Annotated in this window: 22 protein-coding genes and 2 pseudogenes; 14 read left to right on the top strand and 10 right to left on the bottom strand. The window is 42.7% G+C overall.

Going from position 1 to position 19,894, the window contains the following annotated elements:
• Window positions 1-113 precede the first annotated feature (113 nt).
• Together G9G54_RS22510 and G9G54_RS22505 are read right to left on the bottom strand one after the other, a co-directional pair.
• Window positions 114-1,240 (bottom strand): IS3 family transposase gene (locus G9G54_RS22510; protein WP_165179687.1). Its coding sequence is split into 2 segments (ribosomal slippage): window positions 114-991 and window positions 991-1,240, totalling 1,128 coding nucleotides; the frame shifts between segments, so codons are not numbered across the junction.
• Window positions 1,241-1,471: 231 nt separating this feature from the next.
• Entirely contained in the window at window positions 1,472-2,074 is a 603-nt protein-coding gene (locus G9G54_RS22505; RefSeq protein WP_165179686.1) for a TetR/AcrR family transcriptional regulator, read from the bottom strand.
• Window positions 2,075-2,261: 187 nt separating this feature from the next.
• Here G9G54_RS22505 and G9G54_RS22500 point away from each other — a divergent pair, with 187 nt between their 5' ends.
• Entirely contained in the window at window positions 2,262-3,467 is a 1,206-nt protein-coding gene (locus G9G54_RS22500) for an MFS transporter (RefSeq protein ID WP_165179685.1), read from the top strand.
• Between the two features lie 426 nt (window positions 3,468-3,893).
• Here G9G54_RS22500 and G9G54_RS22495 read toward each other — a convergent pair whose 3' ends face one another.
• A complete protein-coding gene (locus G9G54_RS22495) occupies window positions 3,894-4,112 on the bottom strand; it encodes a helix-turn-helix domain-containing protein (RefSeq protein WP_165179742.1) in 219 nt (72 codons plus the stop codon).
• 114 nt (window positions 4,113-4,226) lie between these two features.
• Between G9G54_RS22495 and G9G54_RS22490 the strand changes: the two genes are divergently transcribed.
• Window positions 4,227-4,505 (top strand): DUF6809 family protein, encoded by a 279-nt coding sequence (locus tag G9G54_RS22490; RefSeq protein WP_165179684.1) that lies wholly within the window; start codon window positions 4,227-4,229, stop codon window positions 4,503-4,505.
• An 88-nt stretch (window positions 4,506-4,593) separates the two neighbouring features.
• On the opposite strand, the gene G9G54_RS22485 is transcribed toward G9G54_RS22490, so the two are convergent.
• Entirely contained in the window at window positions 4,594-4,812 is a 219-nt protein-coding gene (locus G9G54_RS22485) for a helix-turn-helix domain-containing protein (RefSeq protein ID WP_044645949.1), read from the bottom strand.
• A 585-nt stretch (window positions 4,813-5,397) separates the two neighbouring features.
• Here G9G54_RS22485 and G9G54_RS22480 point away from each other — a divergent pair.
• The 7 genes and pseudogenes from G9G54_RS22480 to G9G54_RS22450 all read left to right on the top strand — a co-directional run.
• The gene (locus G9G54_RS22480) at window positions 5,398-5,610 is read left to right on the top strand and encodes a hypothetical protein (RefSeq protein WP_165179683.1); all 213 of its coding nucleotides are present in this window, start codon (window positions 5,398-5,400) and stop codon (window positions 5,608-5,610) included.
• Between the two features lie 39 nt (window positions 5,611-5,649).
• Window positions 5,650-5,838 carry a hypothetical protein gene (locus G9G54_RS22475; protein ID WP_238808337.1) on the top strand — a complete coding sequence of 63 codons (189 nt, stop codon included), beginning with the start codon at window positions 5,650-5,652 and terminating at the stop codon, window positions 5,836-5,838.
• A gap of 24 nt (window positions 5,839-5,862) precedes the next feature.
• Entirely contained in the window at window positions 5,863-6,042 is a 180-nt protein-coding gene (locus tag G9G54_RS22470; protein ID WP_165179681.1) for a hypothetical protein, read from the top strand.
• Between the two features lie 210 nt (window positions 6,043-6,252).
• A pseudogene (locus G9G54_RS26160) lies at window positions 6,253-7,532 on the top strand (WXG100 family type VII secretion target).
• A 5-nt stretch (window positions 7,533-7,537) separates the two neighbouring features.
• Window positions 7,538-8,044, top strand: a complete 507-nt coding sequence (locus G9G54_RS22460; protein ID WP_165179680.1) for a hypothetical protein — start codon at window positions 7,538-7,540, stop codon at window positions 8,042-8,044.
• 241 nt (window positions 8,045-8,285) lie between these two features.
• Entirely contained in the window at window positions 8,286-8,525 is a 240-nt protein-coding gene (locus tag G9G54_RS22455; protein WP_165179679.1) for a nucleotidyltransferase domain-containing protein, read from the top strand.
• A gap of 222 nt (window positions 8,526-8,747) precedes the next feature.
• Window positions 8,748-9,527 (top strand): annotated as a pseudogene (locus G9G54_RS22450) (glycoside hydrolase family 16 protein); the annotation flags it as partial.
• A 53-nt stretch (window positions 9,528-9,580) separates the two neighbouring features.
• Here G9G54_RS22450 and G9G54_RS22445 read toward each other — a convergent pair.
• From G9G54_RS22445 to clpP, 3 genes are read right to left on the bottom strand one after another with little or no spacing between them, the layout of a single operon-like run.
• The gene (locus G9G54_RS22445) at window positions 9,581-10,276 is read right to left on the bottom strand and encodes an MBL fold metallo-hydrolase (RefSeq protein ID WP_165179677.1); all 696 of its coding nucleotides are present in this window, start codon (window positions 10,274-10,276) and stop codon (window positions 9,581-9,583) included.
• Between the two features lie 49 nt (window positions 10,277-10,325).
• A complete protein-coding gene (locus tag G9G54_RS22440) occupies window positions 10,326-10,532 on the bottom strand; it encodes a hypothetical protein (protein ID WP_165179676.1) in 207 nt (68 codons plus the stop codon).
• Between the two features lie 59 nt (window positions 10,533-10,591).
• Window positions 10,592-11,176 (bottom strand): ATP-dependent Clp endopeptidase proteolytic subunit ClpP, encoded by a 585-nt coding sequence (gene clpP / locus G9G54_RS22435; RefSeq protein ID WP_165179675.1) that lies wholly within the window; start codon window positions 11,174-11,176, stop codon window positions 10,592-10,594.
• Between the two features lie 223 nt (window positions 11,177-11,399).
• On the opposite strand from clpP, the gene G9G54_RS22430 reads away from it, so the two are divergent.
• Window positions 11,400-12,101 (top strand): RNA polymerase sigma factor, encoded by a 702-nt coding sequence (locus tag G9G54_RS22430; protein ID WP_238808333.1) that lies wholly within the window; start codon window positions 11,400-11,402, stop codon window positions 12,099-12,101.
• 312 nt (window positions 12,102-12,413) lie between these two features.
• On the opposite strand, the gene G9G54_RS22425 is transcribed toward G9G54_RS22430, so the two are convergent.
• Window positions 12,414-12,944, bottom strand: a complete 531-nt coding sequence (locus G9G54_RS22425; protein WP_165179673.1) for a DUF4303 domain-containing protein — start codon at window positions 12,942-12,944, stop codon at window positions 12,414-12,416.
• 251 nt (window positions 12,945-13,195) lie between these two features.
• Between G9G54_RS22425 and G9G54_RS22420 the strand changes: the two genes are divergently transcribed.
• The gene (locus G9G54_RS22420; protein WP_165179672.1) at window positions 13,196-13,699 is read left to right on the top strand and encodes a hypothetical protein; all 504 of its coding nucleotides are present in this window, start codon (window positions 13,196-13,198) and stop codon (window positions 13,697-13,699) included.
• Window positions 13,700-13,906: 207 nt separating this feature from the next.
• Here G9G54_RS22420 and map read toward each other — a convergent pair whose 3' ends face one another.
• Both map and G9G54_RS22410 read right to left on the bottom strand, forming a co-directional pair.
• Entirely contained in the window at window positions 13,907-14,653 is a 747-nt protein-coding gene (gene map / locus G9G54_RS22415; protein WP_165179671.1) for a type I methionyl aminopeptidase, read from the bottom strand.
• Between the two features lie 26 nt (window positions 14,654-14,679).
• On the bottom strand, window positions 14,680-15,402 hold the full coding sequence (locus G9G54_RS22410; RefSeq protein WP_165179670.1) for a TetR/AcrR family transcriptional regulator: 723 nt from the start codon (window positions 15,400-15,402) through the stop codon (window positions 14,680-14,682).
• A 400-nt stretch (window positions 15,403-15,802) separates the two neighbouring features.
• Between G9G54_RS22410 and G9G54_RS22405 the strand changes: the two genes are divergently transcribed.
• From G9G54_RS22405 to G9G54_RS22395, 3 genes are all read left to right on the top strand, one after another.
• Window positions 15,803-16,075 carry a CD3324 family protein gene (locus G9G54_RS22405; RefSeq protein WP_076161227.1) on the top strand — a complete coding sequence of 91 codons (273 nt, stop codon included), beginning with the start codon at window positions 15,803-15,805 and terminating at the stop codon, window positions 16,073-16,075.
• A 422-nt stretch (window positions 16,076-16,497) separates the two neighbouring features.
• Window positions 16,498-17,502 carry an alpha/beta hydrolase fold domain-containing protein gene (locus G9G54_RS22400; RefSeq protein WP_165179669.1) on the top strand — a complete coding sequence of 335 codons (1,005 nt, stop codon included), beginning with the start codon at window positions 16,498-16,500 and terminating at the stop codon, window positions 17,500-17,502.
• A gap of 241 nt (window positions 17,503-17,743) precedes the next feature.
• Complete coding sequence (locus G9G54_RS22395; RefSeq protein WP_165179668.1) at window positions 17,744-19,810, top strand: thioredoxin domain-containing protein; 2,067 nt, start codon at window positions 17,744-17,746, stop codon at window positions 19,808-19,810.
• Window positions 19,811-19,894: the final 84 nt, after the last annotated feature.

Raw genomic sequence — 19,894 nt, 5'->3', positions numbered from 1 at the left:
GGCAAATCAAACTTTCCTGCTGGTTAAACATCCATGCATCCCAATAAAACATTTTCCGGTACAGACGGAATTCTGCATAAAAATAGATACAGGTTTGGATTGTCAACACTAAACTAGACAACCTTTTTGTGGTGTCTCTGTTTGAATTCAACCGGACTCAAGTATTCTAGAGAACCATGAATCCGAATATGGTTAAACCAGTGCACATAGTCATGTAATTCTGTGGTTAGCTCAGCTAGACTTTCAAAATGACGTTTCTTCACAAACTCCGTTTTGAAAATTTTAAACGTGGCTTCCGCAACGGCGTTGTCATAGGGGCAGCCTTTCATGCTTAAGGAACGCTCAATCTGAAAAGCCTCCAGCGCATCGTCAATGAGCTTATTCTTGAATTCATTGCCTCGGTCGGTGTGGAAGAGCTGAATGTCATTCAGGTTGCTCTCAATCGAAGCCAAAGCACGGTAAACCAGCTTGGCATCCTTGTGTGGCCCCGCACTGTAACCGATAATTTCGCGGTTAAACAGATCCACAAAGAAGCATACGTAATTCCAATATAAACCTACTCTAACGTACGTCAGATCGCTTACGACGACAGATAACGCCTGCTCTTGCTCAAATTTCCGGTCCAATACATTCGCTTGCTTGGCTTCATTGTATTTCGTGGGATGAGGCTTGTACTGAGCGACCGTATACGAGGAAACCAGTCCGAATTCCTTCATGATTCGTCCTATTCTCCGCCTGGATACCGTAAAGCCTTGTTGGTGCAGCTCTTTTTTTATCTTACGCGTACCATAGTTTTGACGACTCCTTTGAAAAATGTCTACAATAATAGGGGAAATTTCATCCTCGGATGGAACTTCGACTTTGCATTCTTCATAATAATAGGTGCTTCTGGGGATGTTCAGGACGTCGCACATTGCTGATACCGAGTATTTATGTTTATTCTGGCGAATGACATTTACTTTCGTCCCATGATCAGCGCGGCTTGCTTTAAAATGTCATTCTCCATGAGCAGTTGCTTGTTCTGTTTTCGAAGCTCGATCAGTTCTATTTCCTCTGGAGTTCGATTGTCTTTCTCTTTGAAGGATCCAGATGCGGAACTTTGTTTCACCCATTTATCCAGCGATGAAGGATTTAAATCATATTCTTGAATGATATCCTTTCGCGGTTTACCACTTTGATAGAGTTGAACCATCTGTGCTTTAAATTCAGCGCTAAAGGTACGTCTTTCTTTTTTAGTCATGATCTGCTCCTTCTAGAATGGGTCTGTAGTCTACTATAGTAGACCACAATTTTTCTGTCTAGAAGAGTGTAGCCGATCCAGTTTGTTAGTCGTTGTTGAAGAGGTGGGTAGAGAGGCTATGGTGTTTTTTGAGAGAAGCAATCTTCCTAAATCAAAAGGCAATCTCCTTTTTTAGAGAGATTGCCTTTTTCTATTTATAGGTTCTTATTTTCATGAAGACTGGGGCAAGTCTCAGGCACAAGTATCCCAAAGCTCCATCAATTTAGTTATGGCTGCTTCAATGTTGTCTAGGGACACACCATCTCTGGCTTCCGTAGATATACCTTCCAGAAAGGTAACGAATAGTGTGGTTAACATGCTAACATTTGTGGATTCTTGAAGTTCTCCATTCTTGGTAGCTCGCTCAATACGAGCATAGAACTTGTTCCTAGTCACTGCTCTTTGCCTGATCAATAGTTCTCGAATATGAGTGTTTTCCGGCGAACAAGTATTTGCAGAGAATATGACTAAACAACCCAAGGGATGGGTCTGCTCAGTCTGCATGATTGCTGAACTTCTTAAGGCTAATTCAATAGCTGTGCGCGATGAAAGTGAATAGTTTGTAAGGCTTGTCGATACTTGTCCGTATGTAGCCAAATACTGGTCCAGTGCTTCTTTGAATAATGCGTCTTTTGATTCAAAAGCTGCATAAAAGCTGGCTGAGGAGATGCCGCCCATCGCCTTTTTGAGTTGAGCCAAAGAGGTTGATTCAAATCCATGCTCCCAAAACAACATCATAGCTTGGGAGATCGCTTCGTCGCGACAGAATTTACGTGGTCTTCCGGTTCTAACCATGGAGTAGCCTCCTTTTACCTTGTACTTATATACTAATCGATCCAAAAGTAATTGACAAGAGCGGGAGGTCTCTTTAAAATATGGAATGATCGATCCATAAATAAATATAAGGAGGTCAAATCACTGGCACATTTGCTTGGTCTTATGCTTGAACTTGTTTTGAAATCGATATTAAGGAGCTGCGCTAATGTCCAGCAATAATTCTTCTACTACTGCAAAGATCGCGTCTTCCGCTTCCTCTAGGTCCTTTCCCTGGCTTGGCCTGCTCGCTTTGGCTATGACAGGATTCATCTGTATTATGACAGAAACGATTCCGGCTGGTTTGCTTCCGCAAATAAGTAAGGGACTTCATATTTCAGAGGCAATGGCCGGTCAACTGGTCACCGTGTATGCTATTGGTTCCTTAGTGGCTGCCATCCCTGTAGCTATAGTTACCCGCCAATGGCGGAGGCGTCCCCTGTTACTTCTGGCTATCTGCGGATTCCTGGTTTTTAACAGTGTCACCGCAATTTCTTCCAGCTACATACTGACGCTGGCTGCCCGTCTACTGGCAGGAGTTTCGGCTGGAGTTCTATGGGGGATGATCGGCGGTTACGCTCTCCGCATGGTCTCTGCTACATTGAAGGGGAGGGGGATGGCGGTTGCCATGGTTGGAACGCCTATCGCCTTGGCTATTGGTGTCCCTGCGGGAACGTTTCTGGGGAACCTTATGGGTTGGCGTTCTGTTTTTGGAATCATGTCGCTACTGACTGTTATACTGATCGCGTGGGTGCTTTGGAAGGTGCCGGACTATCCGGGACAGTCCTCCGATAAGCAAGCTTCGATCTATGCAGTCTTCCTTACACCGGGGATTCGGCCCATACTATTGGTTGTACTGACCTGGATGACAGCACATAATATTCTTTACACTTATATTGCTCCATTTCTTGCGGCCAATGGGATGGGGGAGAGAGTGGGTCTGGCGCTGGCTTTCTTTGGCATTGCTGCTCTCGTAGGTATATGGATAACTGGCGTATTCATCGACCGTTGGCTGCGTAAGCTTGTCCTTATTAGTCTTATTTCTTTCGTCTTAATTTCTATTTCCATGAGCTTTAGCAACTCCAATGTCCTTATAATCTATATTATTGTTACGGTATGGGGTTTAACTTTCGGCGGCGCAGCAACGCTATTGCAAACGGCGCTTGCTCAGGCTGCAGGGGAGAGCAAAGTGGATATGGTCATGCCGATTAACACGACCGTATGGAATCTGGCTATCGCTGGCGGCGGGATGACTGGGGGTATTTTACTTGAAACTTTTGGTGCGGGATCATTTTCATGGGCATTATTCATACTCTTATTCCTTGCGCTTCTCGTGGCTTGGGGTGGCAAAAAGTATTCGTTCCCTCCACAGTAATCTGATAATTAGTGAGAATTTGTTTGAAAAATTCGCTTGTTATGACTTCTAACGTTAATGAGTAGAAGATGCTGTTCCAAGGGCAGTTTCAATAATATAAAGAGCATTGTCCAAGCCGATGTTGTCGACAGGGCAATGCTCTTTGTGTTTGCATTCGAACATGAGGGTGGGGGAGAAGGTAGCTCAAACGAGCTTTTCACCTATATATCGTGCCACTACGCAGTCGGATGATGCTTCCGAAGCGTGCTTTCCTACGGGAAGCTTTTAAAGCGAACTGCTTCGCTTGTACAGCACCATTCCACCTAATCCGTTTTGATGTGAATTTTTCGAGTTTGGATTATATAGTTGTTGAGTTTGAAAACTTGTGTAAGTTAGGCTATAAAACATTGATTTTATAGGCTTGAAAGTATTGGGTATTCCTGGGTACTATTCTGCGGGGTAGGGCTTTTTTTGGTTCGTTTTATTTAGTAAATAGTCTGTGCTTGTGTGATGAAAATTTGCCAGTCTAATCAAAATCTCCGTGGGAATGTCTATTTCCCCACGTTCATAATTGCTGTATATCCGCTGACTACAATTCAGATAATCGGCCATTTGAGTTTGAGTCAAATCTTTATCTTCACGTAAATCTCGAATCCGTTGATACATCATATTCACCTCGAACTAAGAATATCTTAGCGAAATAATCGCTATTGATTTTTAGCGAATAATTCGCTAAAATTAGTCAGAGGGTTAATAATACATATTAAGAAGGAGTAGATCATGAGTATCTTGGAGAACTTTTATTACGGAAAATGTAACCCAAGTGAACGAATCAAATCGAAAGACACTGAGTTTGAACTGGTCTCTCAGAGAATAGCCGATACTGAGGAAGCCCTCAAAACAAAATTGCCAGAACAGGATTACAAATTAATTGAAGAACTTTCGGATTTACAAGATGTTTTAATTTCCTTATTGTCCGCTTCGGCTTATATTGAGGGTTATAAAATGGGGGCACTAATAATGATTGAAGTATTTGACGGGAAAGAAGGGTTAAAATAGGTAGTTCAGAAGATTGAAGGGGGCGATATTAAAATTTTTGAAAGGTAGCTCCTTCATGAGGAGTTACCTTTTTTATTTCTAAAAGTAGCTAGCCTGCCGGATAAGGTTTTTTTTGTTTCGTTCTGTTTAACAAGTAGTCTGTGCTTGTGTTATGGAAATCAGCTAGTTTGATTAGAATTCTTGTGGGAATATCAACATCGCCGCGTTCGTAATTGCTATAAATTCGTTGACTACAATTCAAATATTCAGCCATTTGGGTTTGAGTCAAATCTCTATCTTCACGTAAATCTCGGATTCTTTGGTACATCTTCTCACCTCCAAACCAAGAATATCCCAGCGAAATAATCGCTATTTATTTTTAGCGAATATTTCGCTATTTAGTCGAAGGATTTCATTTAGGTTTAGAGAAGAAGGGAACAGACGTATGCGCATCCATTTATTGTTTGAAGTATATGATTTTGAGACTCAATATATTTACCAAATATGCGTACGCACCGTTTCTTACTGCGCTTGCTTCTGTAGACATGATTTATGTTCTCCTAATATGGTTTGTTGAAAAATCAAAAGGCCGGCACATTGGCCGACCTGGTTCACCGAGGCTCGAAAGCTGTGGTGTGATCCTTATTTGATTTTCTATGATACAAATATATCACGCTGAAAGTCTAACGAACGGCCATCATTCGGTCAAAAATCATTCAATAAACAGTCTCTTTTCACAGGTTATAATAACCATTTATTATCCAAATCCTATGAATAGATATTATTATAGGAAAAATCATCTACTATATCCCTCTATTTTATAAATATATATAATTCATGTTAGTATATTGATGAAAATACCAAATATATGAAGAGAGGATAATCTTCTATAACTTCTGAGACTAAGATAGACTTGGAAAATGGAATTGTTGATGAAAGAGTAGAGCAAAAATTAAGACAAGTTGATTATGATGACCTTTTCAAAATTGTAGGTAGTAATCTTGGACTGGTCGATACTCAGCAGTCATCTGGGGAAGTAAGTACACAAGGCTGGAAAACAAAGCTCGCAAAAGAAGTGGCACTGAAATTAATTTCCAAACTCAAGAATATTGGATCACGTGCTTGAAATGAACAGATAAAAATTTATGTAGATAAAATACCACTTTTGACCGAAGGTGCAAAAGAAACTTTGAAATATTATCTTGGCTATCAAGTATTAATGCAAGCTTTGGATATCATGGTAGATTTCTCAGGCACAGCAGAGGATGGTCTTGCTTACGCCTTAAAATATGTTGGGTTGCCTGCGTGGTTGGCCGAACCCGCATCCAGAGCTATTGTCTTCTTCTTGCTGTAAAACCGAACAAAAGGGGGACTAAACGTGTACATACTCGCATTGATTATACTTATTACTACAGGTTTGGTATCCATAGCTGATATTTTGTATGATATAAAAGATTCCGGTGAAGGAATCCGGTTGATGGTTAAAACTTCACAGGCTCTATTCTTCTTATCATTGTTGTTTTTTACAGTAAAAAGCGGTACCAAGAAAAGAGACTGAACTCGTCACACACAGAAAAAGGGTGGAGTTGATAAACTATATCAACTCCACCCTTTTTAGTTATTCGTCGTACGTGTTGATATAACCGCTGCTTCTCCTGGCTTAGCAAACAACTTCACTTCCATTTCTTTTAACAATTAGGAGTAAAGATGGGTTTCCATAAATTTGAATAATGTTATTATGTCTTAATGAACTCAACCGAGGTAAATTATGACAACAATTAAAGTGACACCTGAACAACTTATAACTGTCTCTAAGAAATTTGAGCTTGCACAGCAAACGGCGATGCAAATGAACAGTCAGTTATTGCAGCATATCTCGTTTATGGAACGATTTTGGGAGGGGATAACAAAGGAGCAATTCTATTATAGATTCCAAACATCTCAGAAGAATATGAATGACTTTGTTACACTAACAGATTCGATTGCTAGAGAACTACGGCAGCATGCAAATAAGTTTAGATTAGCAGATATGATGGAGGATGGGAATCTAGACCCAGGTTGCTTGCCACCTCCACCGAATACTTGCGCAGTTCCTGTTGCAATACACGAAATGCGCTCCAGAAATCGGCGGATAGCTTAACGGAGCTTGGGCAGGATTTTGTAGCAGCTAATTCAGAACGATATGAGAAAAAATTTGATTCAGTCTGGAGCTTCCTAGATTATATGTCGTACGGCATTCCGAAGGGAATGTATCAAGGGTACATGGAACGGGCAGCTAAACAAAACGATTCATGGAATGACATGCTCAATTTCGGTACATTTGGAGTATCGGGCATGATTCAGGGAGCATTTAATCCCACAAATGCATGGTCAAAAGAACATATGGCAAATTTGATTGGTACAGCTGGTTTGATGATAGGTTCTACGACGACCAAAGCGCTGATTAAGCCCAAGAATATTTTGGAGGGATCTGTTAAGTATGAAGGTGCTAAAAGTACAAATATTTTAAAAGAAAGCGAACAGCGTCCTGCTACTAACACAGAGACAAGAAATGGATTTACTGGTGCTGGTTCAAAGGATTATGATACATTTGCAGAAGCAGAGTACCAATCAATAAGAAATATAAAGATGAAGGATATTGAAGAAGTTGCTCAGAATACAGGCCTTAGTGTGGATGAAATAAGAGCTATGAAAAAGCATTTATTCTTTGGTAAGCATGAAGTACCTCAACCGGGAGGAATAGAATTTAGGCTTGAGCGATTTACTGCTGATGATGAGATTGCTTTTGCATGGAAAACAGCCCAAAAAGGAGAGTTATCTCCTGAACAAAAAACATGGTTCAAGCAATTGGCTGAACATGAGCTAACAGAACGTAAATTAATGGCAGAAGGGCAGAAGTACCGCACGCTTGAATCTTGGAATCAAGAAAAGGGAACCTACGAAGGTTATCGCCTGGTGCTCACGAAAATGCCCCTTCTCAACCCAATAAATCCTTTCCAGGCTATGAAGATTATTACTTTAAAAATATGTTTAAATAAGCGAGGTTAAACCAATTGGGAAGAATACTTAATCAAGCTGTAGAGCGTTTGTCTTCAATTCATTTTGAAAGTTTAGGGGATCAGCTGTGTGATTCACACCATATTTTGGTCAGTGAATATTTCAGAAGAGTCAATGCATTTATAGAATCTGCATCTGTTTCTGTCGATAAGTATCCCATATTTAGTATCGCTAGTGTGTTTGGAAAAACAGTTAACCTTGATATATCTAAAGTGTGCCCCAAACTTGAAAAGCTAGAGAACATATATAACAAAGCTTTGAGTTACTGTTACTTGGAAATTTCCACATTAGCCGATGAAGGGATTAAAGAAGCATTAGACCATATAGATTTGTATGAACCGATGATTAAATTTTTGGAAAGAGGGGGGAGTTTTTATATACGTCAAGGTGAAATGCTCGTGGGTAAGTCCGCTTATCCTTTGAATTACTGGCGTAATTTAAACATTCCTATTAATGATATTAGTGATGTAAATTTGAATAATTTAGATAGTGGACGCAAATGAAATAGATGTGAACACAGTTCAATAACTAAAATAAGAGAAGTCAAAGCATAAACGAAATGTGCTTTGACTTATTTTTTGTAGAATTATATATGGTAAATACGTTCCGAACGTGGATAGGTAAAAATGTGTACCTCAAGAATAAATTAGAGTCATGGGTATATATGAGAAACTAAAGACAGTACGTAAAGGAATTCAAGATACCATAAGGACTAACTTCAGCACAATTGAGAAGATTTCATCAATGAAAAGAGATAAAGTTGGTCATTTAAGTGGCGATATTGTTGTTCAAGGTAGTCGAGCGGAAGGTACAGCTAAGCCCACCTCTGACATTGATATAGCTGTCAGAGTATCAGCTGAGAAATTTGACGATCTTATTCAAAATTCTTTTAGTAAAGTCAAACCGTCTAATCCTGGATCAGCTAAGGAGAAAACCATGTTACATGCCATTGAAGCTTTATCTATATGGGAAAGTAATTTTTGAGAAAAAACCTTAAATAAAGGTTGAATATGGATTTTGTTTCCATTATACTCCTGCTTGAGCGGTATATTTTTTCAATAGTCTATCTACGATTCTAATTTATGAGCTGTCCAAGAAGAAAAATATAAAGAGAGGTGATCCCCGTTTCAATGGTCAATACCGCTTGAAGGCTTATTTTCCTGAAGTGTCTAAGAACTTGGATTATTATTATTGAGGAGGGAACTAATGCTAAGAAAAGGATTATGTGCGGTTGCGCTGCTCAGTCTCCTAACCGTTCTGCTTCCAGCAATGCATACAAGCGCAGCACCGAACTCGAATCTTGTGTGGAGCGACGAATTTAATGGAACTTCGTTAAACCGGTCCAATTGGACCCCTGAAATCGGTACCGGAAGCGGCGGATGGGGAAACAATGAACTGCAGTACTATACCGACCGTAAGCAGAATTTGCAGGTTACCGGAGGCAATCTGGTGATTACGGCACAAAAAGAAGCTTACGGCGGAATGAATTACACCTCAGCCCGGATCAAAACTCAAGACTTGAAAAAATTTACTTATGGGAAAGTGGAAGCGCGCATCAAGTTACCGTCCGGTCAAGGGATATGGCCGGCTTTCTGGATGTTAGGCAGCAACATCAGCTCGGTAGGTTGGCCGAAATGCGGAGAAATCGACATTATGGAACGTGTAAACAACAATCCTTCTGTGAACGGTACTGTGCATTGGGATGCGGGAGGCCACGCTGACTTCGGGCGGGTATCGGGCAATCTGGATTTTTCTCAATACCATGTGTACAGCATCGAGTGGGACTCCAAGTATATCCGCTGGTTTGTCGACGGGCAGCAGTTTAATGAATTTTATATAGAGAACGGAACCGGGAACACCGAAGAATTTCAACAGCCGTTCTTTATTCTCCTGAACCTAGCGGTCGGCGGAAACTGGCCTGGTGCTCCCAATAACTCGACGCAGTTCCCGTCCCAAATGCTAGTCGATTACGTGCGTGTCTATCAATAAAGTGTGGGTATTAGATACAATTCATATGAACATTATAAAAGCAACCCCGGTCATTTACGGGGTTGCTTCAATTCGCTATAAATTAACTCGCCACTAAGTCCTAATATCTGATCATTCACATGTACATTACTTAATCCCCCGTGGTAGCAAACTACGGATGCAATGTCGAGATCCAAATACTTTTTCAATGAGAGACGAGCTGCATCCATATCCGGTGTGGTCGGGACATGAATTCCCCCCAGAATCCCGTTTACACTGTACATCGAATCCCCGGCAATAAGAGTCTTACTTTGCCTTAAATAAAGACTGATATGACCAGGAGTATGCCCAGGCGTATGGATGACGCGAATCCTGCCGCAAAACGGCAGTTCCTGACCATCTATTAAGGTATCGTCCACTTTGCCCTTCGGGGGATGCACAAGGTGACTGTCTTTTAAAAGTGGGAGTTCTCCCTGAATATACGGCTTATCCAGTTCGTGTGCATAGACTTTAATATGACTGCCACACTCCTGCAAAATCTCAGGAAGACTTCCTATATGATCCACATCTTGATGCGTCAAAATCACAGCTTTTAGTTGGCCAAACGACACGCCTACCTTTTCCATAGCCACGCGTAAATCTTCAATTTGCCCGGGAAATCCTGTATCTATTAATATAGCCATTTCTTGATCCCACAAAAGAATGGGGTGAATTATATTCCCATGAAAATCTAGCTGAAGCATTTCTACTCCCTGTGAAATTTCCATAATATCGGGCCTCCGTACAATGTAATTGCCACCCCATGCTAAAATAGGTTCAAGGGGCGAATCCAACTCTGTGGCGTTGCCGTTCCTTAATGTCAATGGATACGGTGCGAATGGATGTAATAGGAATAACAAGCGTCTGATATTGCGTAAGGTATTTAACGAACTTGTCGTCAATCTGATCCAGTACCCCGTCGCATACATTTGTCCCATCTATAAAATGAATAGTTACTTCCTTGCCTTGTAAGCTTGCTAACATGATATCACCTCGTATTATTTCTTGAAGTTTCTTGCAGATTATTAGGTTTTGAGCATACTCTACAAAGAAGTTATCACTTGATCAATAACCCCATATTCCAGTGCTTCCTGAGCGGACATGTAAAAATCCCGGTCCATATCTTTTTCGACTTTTTCAAAAGGTTGCCCGGTTCGTTCAGCTGTGATACGAGTTGCCTTTTCACGAGTCCATAAAATTCGTTTCGCGCTAATCGCAATATCGCTGGCTTGCCCTTGTGCGCCCCCGTGCGGCTGATGGATCATGATTTCACTGTTCGGCAACGCCGAACGTTTCCCTCTGGCGCCCGCTAGCAACAGGATCGCGCCAAACGAAGCAGCGAATCCCGTACATATCGTGTGTACATCGGGTTTGATGTACTGCATCGTATCATAAATGGCAAATCCTGCAGAAGTAGAGCCACCCGGGCTGTTGATATACATGTAAATTTCTTTTTCCGGATCTTCTGCCGCCAGGAACAATAATTGAGCAATAATACTGTTAGCCAAATGATCATCGATGGCTGCCCCAACAAACACAATACGATCCTTTAAGAGTCTGGAATAGATATCGTACGATCTTTCACCTTGAGCGGTTTGCTCAACAACATAAGGAACATAAGCACTCATTTTGATACCCCCAATTTCCTGTTTTCAGTTGATTTCTCCTTGTAAACGAACCGAGGCCGTAAAAAGATACGGAGGTTTAAAGGGGAAAACGATTTGCGTAAAAGGTGTAACTTTTACAACCACTTGTTCGTTTACATTGGAGGTAACAAATGGCTTTGCTCTAGGAAAGGGCAGAATAAGACCGTGGAGGAGAGGACCTATGCGCATAGATAATTCTATACAAATGACAGATAATACAATAAACATCGAGAACTTGGAGGAATTACAGGCGGTCCTGAAACGTTACTGTCTGTCGCTTACGAAATCAAATTGGGATGCGGAAGAACTGGCTCAGGACACTTGGATAAAAGCATTAGGTAAGTTAAATAGCTTCGAGCATACAAACCCCAAAGCGCTTTTGCTACGAATTGCTAAGAACACCTGGATTGATGATATACGGAGAAAAGCAGTCTACACTCGAATATTGAATAGGGAACAAGCGAAAGTAACTGTACCGGATCATGGATCTTTTGAAATCGAGATAGCGTTGCAGTCCTTAATGAAACATTTATCTCCGCTTCAGAGAACTGTTTTTTTGCTGCGAGATGTGTTTGGATATTCGATTAGTGAGACATCCGACATGCTCGAAACAACGGAGGGAGCGGTAAAAGTTGCACTCCACCGGGCACGAAAATCGCTTGAAGCAGTCAAGAAGGATCTCCTCAAAGGAGAGTTATCCTTACCGGAAAGTGAAAACTCGAAGACTTTTCTAAGGGCGTTGACGGCGGCATATCAGAAGGGAGATATTGCAGCTATGGTTATGCTCTCCCATCAGGATGAAATGGAGCCGGACGTGGTGATCGGAATCGTCAATCATAAGCTGCACCGGAGTCTCGCTTTAGTAAAACAAACGGATTCCCATACCATGAGTATGATAGCGGCGTAGTTTGCGAAGAGAAATGCGGGGCTGATCATAGTGGTTGTTTCTGATGAAACAAGTTCCCGGTCATACCAATTTACAGCTCTTAGCTGGGAATAAAATGAAGTATATTAAAGAAGATAGCGGAAGGGGAATGTTCAAATAAGTGAATTAGAAAATTTGCTAGAAGATAAGAACCCCGGGGGTAGTGTCAGCTTCGCTAGTACTACCCCGTGTAGATCAAGAGGGTACTAGCGATGCATAGGACAAGCACATTGCGAATTTGTCTAGCAAAGCAACCTACCTAAACGAAATGAGTGTACTATTCCAAACGCACTTTTATTGATAACGATGCAAGAAGCCATCAACTAATTTGGCGTTTGTCATCTGAATTACGGACTGATTTTCCAGTTCCTCGGCCATATCATCATCCGTCATGGACACGAAAAAAATAATATCTTCTTTGGATTGGCCAAATTGATTAAAAAGTACATCGTCTGTTTCCTTAACTACCTTGGCCATAATTTTTATCACTTCATCTTTATAGTCAAACACATTTTCGGTTGCATACAGAAATTTGCTAATATGATTGAGATGTGTTGTATCGCCATATTGATATTCGCTTAATCCCCATCTATAATAATTTTCATCTTCCTTGCTGTTGCACAGGCCTTGGGCTTTCATGTTTGTGATATGTCTAACAAGTGATTCCTCCGTATTAACAGCAAGAAACAAAGTGACAAAATAGCTGTCTGTGCCAAAAGCACAAGCGTAAACCTGCTCATTCTTCACTTCTTCCAGTATGCTTTTAAGATCATCCAAAAATCCTGCCCTAAATCTTTCCTCAAATTCATTTAGAAAATTGCTCATCTGATTCATATACTCCTTAATGTCTCTTTTGATAAACTTAGATTATCAGATTTCTCTAATTAAAGTTAGCTGGAGTTTGTTCAACTAACTGGCAGAAAAAATGTTTTAGAAATCCGTTCATTTGTTTAAAAAAAGTTGTTATAATTGTTAGATCAGTGTGTAGAGATATTGGTAATAGTTTTAATGACCAAAAATATATGTCGCATGATACGTCTACCATCTGAAATATTTTTATTTCGGAGGGAAACAATATGTATAAGGAAGAAAGACTGCCTCAAAACGCAAAAGAAGGTATATTATTTTTATTGATTATTTCAATTATTTCAGTAAACACGATCGCCCCGATTATTATGGGATTGGAGCGCGGCTTTAGTAAAGAAAATTATTTAGAAACGCTAAAGATTATTCCGTTTATGTGGATTATCGTTGTTTTGTTAGTGAGATTGGTTGCGGGACCGTTAGTGGGTAAAGTGATACCCAAATTCGTAGAACAAACAGATGGATTTAATGCTAGAGTTTTATTGAATACTTTATTGAATGTTACGGTCTTATCTGTTCTTCTAACCATTATAGGAACTTGGGTTGGTACGAAACAAATAAGCCTAGAACCTTTTCAGAACTTCTTTCACAGTTGGTTTAGAAATTTTGGTGTAGCATTTTGGATTGGGCTATTGGTTGCTCAGCCAATAGCCAGATTTGCAATGAAAAAAAATACACGCAAGACAGGCTATCCAAGAGAGAGTGTAAATCCGTAACACGATACCAAAGTCATAATAAAAAACCGCATAACAATGTGGTTTTTCGTAAATCGGTAAAGTTACAAACCATGTAAAAAAAGCGCTGTTCCCAGGCTGGAACCAGCGCTTTTTCGCGTTTCGGATTACGAACTTTCGTCAGGCCAAGCAGGCCGGGGTGGCGACTTATTTCTTAAATGACGCTTTGCCGTCCGTTCGCCTCTATTCTTAATGGGCCGTTAAAATCAGTGGTCCGTCCGACGTAACTGCGATCGTATGCTCATATTGCGCTGACAACTTGCCGTCGGCCGTTCTCGCCGTCCACTGATCGTCGTCGATCGTGATACGGAACGTACCTTGGTTGATCATCGGTTCAATCGTAAACACCATGCCTTCCTTTAACCGAATGCCTTTACCAGCTACGCCGATATGCTCGTAACTCGGCTCCTCGTGCAGGCTCCGCCCGATCCCATGCGCCAGCAGATCGCGTACGACCGAAAACCCGTTTGATTCCGCATGCTGTTGAATCGCCGACGTTATGTCGCCGAGCCGGCCCCCCGGGAGTGCCCGGGCGATCCCCAGATCCAAGCATTCCTTTGTCACCTTCATTAATTTTTGCGCTTCCGGCCGGATATTGCCCACCGCATAGCACCAGCACGAATCGCCGAACCATCCGCCGTATTCCACGACGATGTCGAGCTTCAGCAAGTCGCCGTCCATAAGCGCCTGGTTCGAAGGAATGCCGTGGGCCACCACATCGTTGACCGAAATGCAGGTTTCGGCGGGGAACCCGTTGTACCCTTTCGTAAACTGCTTGCCGCCCAGCTTGGTGATGTGTCTGGCAACAAAGTCATTGATTTCCCGGGTGGTGATCCCAGGCTCGATCAGTTTGGCCACCTCGCGGTAGCAGTCCGCAACGATTTGGCTCGCCGGCTTCATCTCTTCGATTTCCCTAGGTGATTTTAAAATGATCATTTTTGTGTATTCGCTCCTTATCAATTCTATAATTTTAAAAACCGGACGATATCTTTGGCCTCCTCGTGCAGCTTTCCGCGACGAAGCGAAAGCGACGCGCAGCCGACCAAGGCGGCCAGCAGCATTTCCGCGCGCTGTAGCCGATACGGCGGCTCCGCCGCGTTTACGCCGGAAGCGGTAGCCCCGTCCGCCGCACGACCGGTTTCCAGCAGCGAGGCAAGCGGCGCGAGCACCTCCCGGCGAAAGGCGGCTGAGAGCGGGGCAGAGCGCGCTTCAGGCAGCGAGGCAAAGCCCTCACCGGCCAGCTTATGCAGCAGGTACAAGGCGTGGTCCTCCGCCCAAAGCTGCAGCAGCCGAATGCCGGCGGCGGCGACGGGGCCAAGCTCTGCGGCAGCGGCCGTTTCGCGGCTTCCGCTTTGGGAATCCGCGGCAGCCGAGTTCCCAGTGTCCGCCGCCGCAGCCAAGCCGAAATGCCCGCCCGCCGGCGCCTCCCCCGAAGCCGAAGCGCGCGGGGCCTCCAGCCATCCCCCGGCCCGCTCCAACGCGTCCCATAGCAGATCGTGGAGCAAATTGCCCTTATTGCTGTAATAATGGTATACCGTGCCATAGCCGAGTCCCGCCTGCACGGCCACATCGCGGATTTCCAGTAAAGGCCCTTTATTCAAAAACACATCGGCAGCGGCTTTCCGAATTTGCGCCAGACGCCGCAGCCGGATCTCTTCGTTTTGTTCTTTCGTACGTGGAGACATCTCGTCCGTTCACCTCTTTTATTTTTGACCTACTCTTATGTCAATATAAAACATTGGCTTGCGAATAACAAGAGTCGGGCAAACAAAAGTCCCGGCAACACCTCATAAACGAATGAAGATCAGTTATATATCAGCTCAATTTTAATGGTTTGATTGTACTGATATCATTTAGCTGGTCCCAGGTGAGCAGTAGTTATGCTATACTTGCGAAGTAAAAGGGGGTGCCTACTGATGGAGAATCTATTGGGATTGTCTGTGACTTCTTACACTCATGCAAAGCCAATTATTAGGAAAGCGTTACTTTGTATGGGGCGAAACCATTTTTAACGCTGAACAAGCTTTTTTAATATTTTTGGCTTTGCACCTTATTTTAAAGAATCAAAATAAGGGGCGAGCAAAATTGAGATATACGAATGCTACAAAAGTTTTACCTCAAAAACTAATCATGGAAATTCAAAAATATGTTCAAGGAGAGACGCTGTATATTCCTAAGCCAAAAACGGAATATATGGATTGGGGAAGTTTGAGTGGCGGGAGAAGGTTGCTTGAACAGCGAAATGCTGCAATCAGAAATGCTTTTCAAAATAGCAGCAGTATCGAGCAATTAGCTAAGGAGTTTTTCCTCTCTACCGAAACCATTAAGAAAATTGTGTATTCACATAAAAATACCTAGTTTGCAAAGTGGCGTGGTGCTATACTCGCGTCAATGAATTTAATTTTGGCCTCATAACATGGTGAGCTTAGGGCGTGACCGGATGATCGTGGTGAAAAATCAATCCGGTCACGTCTTTTTGTTTGGCAAAAGGTTTGATGTGTGTTCGCATTTCATTTTCTCTCTTGAGCTTTTTTACATACCGTTCTTGATCCCAAAATTCCGTTCACCCTCCCCGATGATCCAACAGACCCATTCTATTTCAAAGGCTGTACTTCATTTTTTCATTATTGTTTTTATGCCAAAAATGATTCTAAATCGTTGTTTTCATTTATTAAGCTTATTTTAATCTTTAAAATATGAATATAAACAACAGCAACAATTAAAGGGAAAAATGTATTGATTCATTGTCTTTAAAATAAGAAAGTGAGGAAACAATTACTATGGGAGAGCAAAAAAGTAGAAGTAGACATCTGATTGATCCGGAAATTATCAGTGCAGTTGATTTAATACCAACAACCGATCTTACCGAATCTACACTAATGGAAGCACGTAAAAATCAATCTCAAATGATGCAACAAATAGATGTAACGCAGATGTTCCCTATTACATTAGAAAAAAAGGTTGTGCCAAGTTATTTAAGTGGTCCAGATATTCAAATAGAAATTATTAAGCCCAAACATTCAAAGCATCATAAGATGCCTCTATATTATTCGATACACGGAGGCGGGATGGTCTTAGGAAGTCCAGTCGTGGATCGTCCTGCTAATGCATCTCTTGCTGCACAACATGGTTTCTGTTGTGTATCCGTGTACTATCGCCTAGCACCAGAGCATGTGCAGCCAAGTCAGTTACAGGATTGTTATTCGGGCCTAAAATGGTGTATTGAACATGCGGAAGAGTTAGGGATAGATACTCAGAAAGTTGCCGTAGGGGGCAGCAGCGCTGGCGGCGGTTTGGCGGCTGGCCTAGCCTTGTACATTCGTGATCAGAAGGAATTCGAAATCCATCATCTAAGATTGATGAGGCCAATGCTAGACGATCGGACAAGTACCGCACCAGAGCATCCATACGCAGGAGAGTTTATTTGGACAAAACAAAGTAATTATTTTGGCTGGAAATCTGTATTAGGGGAAGAACCGGGTCAAGAGGAGGTAAATGAGTATTATGCGCCGGCCCGTGCTAAGTCATTGGCCGGGTTACCACCGACTTATATAAATATAGGTACCATTGATTTATTCATTGATGAAGCCTTGGTTTTTGCAAAACAACTGGCTTTTGATGGAGTCTTAGTGGAATTACATGTCTATCCCGGGTACCATCATATGTCTCCTGCGTTTCCGGATGCACATTTTTCAAAAGAAGGGGCCAGAACAAGTGAATACGCCTTACTGAAAGCGCTGGACATCTTTGATATAAATTCTAATGAGTATAATGCTAAACGCTAATAAGGTACGATTGCAGTAAATAAAGCACTGATGAAGAATATCCATCAGTGCTTTTTCATACCTACTTATGATCTGAATAAACAATTTATGGATAGATTCGGTTGAGAGTCATTGATACTTCTTAACAATGTAGTAATTCTAATCTGATATCATCTTTTTTTCATCTCTTCCGACTTTTACCACCCATTTAGGGTAAAATAGTACCAAGCATAAAATCCAACAACGGAAGTGGTGATGTCCCATGACAACGAGCAGCAAACCGAATAGACTATCCAAGGAAAAATCACCGTATTTGCTACAGCATGCTCACAATCCGGTAAATTGGTTCCCTTGGTCAGATGAGGCTTTTGAAATTGCTAAACGTGATAACAAGCCTATTTTCCTATCTGTTGGCTATTCCACTTGCCATTGGTGCCATGTAATGGGGAGAGAATCTTTCGAGGATGAAGAAGTGGCTAAGGTATTAAACAGGGATTACGTATCCATTAAGGTGGATCGTGAAGAACGTCCGGATGTGGATCATATCTATATGTCCATCTGCCAGACGATGACGGGGCATGGAGGCTGGCCACTGACGATATTGATGACGCCGGATCAGAAGCCTTTTTTTGCGGGGACGTATTTGCCCAAGGAGCAGAAATTTGGCCGTGTCGGACTGTTAGAGCTGCTGGACAAGGTGGGTACTCGGTGGAAAGAACAGCCTGAAGAGCTGGTGGAGTTGAGTGAGCAGGTGCTTACCGAGCATGAGCGGCAGGACTTGCTTGCAGGTTATCGCGGTGAACTGGATGAACAGAGTTTGAATAAAGCTTTCCATGAATACAGCCACACCTTCGATAAGGAATATGGCGGCTTCGGGGAAGCTCCTAAGTTTCCTTCTCCGCATAACCTGTCTTTTTTGCTGCGATATGCACAGCATACGGGGAATCAACAGGCACTGGAAATGGCAGAGAAGACGCTGGATGCGATGTCCCGGGGCGGAATCTACGACCATATAGGCATGGGGTTCTCACGATACTCCGTGGACGAGAAATGGTTGGTGCCGCATTTTGAAAAAATGCTGTATGACAATGCTCTGTTGGCCATCGCGTATACAGAGGCTTGGCAGGTGACAGGCAAGGAACTGTACCGACGGATTACAGAACAAATCTTTACATATATCGCAAGAGACATGACGGATGCAGGGGGTGCCTTTTATTCGGCGGAGGATGCGGATTCCGAAGGAGAAGAGGGGAGATTCTATGTCTGGGACGACTCTGAGGTAAGGGCTGTACTAGGCGATGAGGATGCCGCCTTTTTCAACGATTTGTATGGGATTACACCTTACGGCAATTTTGAAGGCCACAACATTCCAAACCTGATTGATATCAATCTGGAAGCCTATGGGATCAAACATGACTTGACTGAGCAGGAACTGGAGCAGCGGGTTAGTGAGCTACGCGCCAAGCTGTTTGCTGCCAGAGAGCAACGGGTTCATCCTCATAAGGATGACAAGATTTTGACCTCGTGGAACGGGTTGATGATTGCTGCACTGGCGAAGGCGGGACAAGCTTTTGGAGACACGAGATATACAGAGCAAGCTCAGAAAGCTGAGACGTTTTTGTGGAACCATTTGAGACAGGAGAACGGACGGCTGTTGGCACGTTATCGGGACGGAGAAGCAGCTTATCCCGGTTATGTAGATGATTATGCTTTTTATGTGTGGGGCTTGATCGAGCTATACCAGGCGACCTTCGATATAGAGTATCTGCAACGGGCGTTGACGCTCAATCAAAATATGATCGACTTATTCTGGGATGAGGAACGGGACGGATTATTCTTTTATGGGTCAGATAGTGAGCAGCTAATTGCCAAGCCTAAAGAAATCTATGACGGTGCGATTCCGTCGGGTAACAGCATTGCGGCCCATAATTTTGTGCGGCTTGCACGGCTAACGGGTGAATCCCGATTGGAGAATTATGCAGCCAAGCAGTTTAAGGCTTTTGGCGGCATGGTTGCTCATTACCCGTCAGGCTGCTCAGCCTTGCTCAGCGCGTTGTTGTATGCAACAGGAACGACAAAAGAGATTGTGATTGTAGCTCATAGGGACGATCCACAGACCGTACAGTTCATTCAGGCGATTCGAGCGGGGTTCAGGCCGAATACGGTCGTTATTCTGAAGGATGAAGGACAGTCGGAGATTGCAGAGACAGTTTCCTATATCCGTGATTACAATCTTGTGGAAGGCAAACCAGCTGTATATGTGTGTGAGCATTTTACCTGTCAGGCACCTGTTACCAGGCTTGAAGATCTGAAGGTGTTGTTGGATTGAACTGAATAAAGCGATCAAACCTAATCCCCTCGGGGGTAGTAAGCATGAGGTGATTTTCGAAAATGACCCTATGTTTGCTACCCT

It is taken from the genome of Paenibacillus sp. EKM212P (assembly GCF_011066115.1).
Lineage (GTDB): Bacteria > Bacillota > Bacilli > Paenibacillales > Paenibacillaceae > Paenibacillus > Paenibacillus polymyxa_B.
The sequence above is the reverse complement of the archived record's forward strand: the minus strand, read 5'-3'. Positions and strand labels throughout refer to the sequence as shown.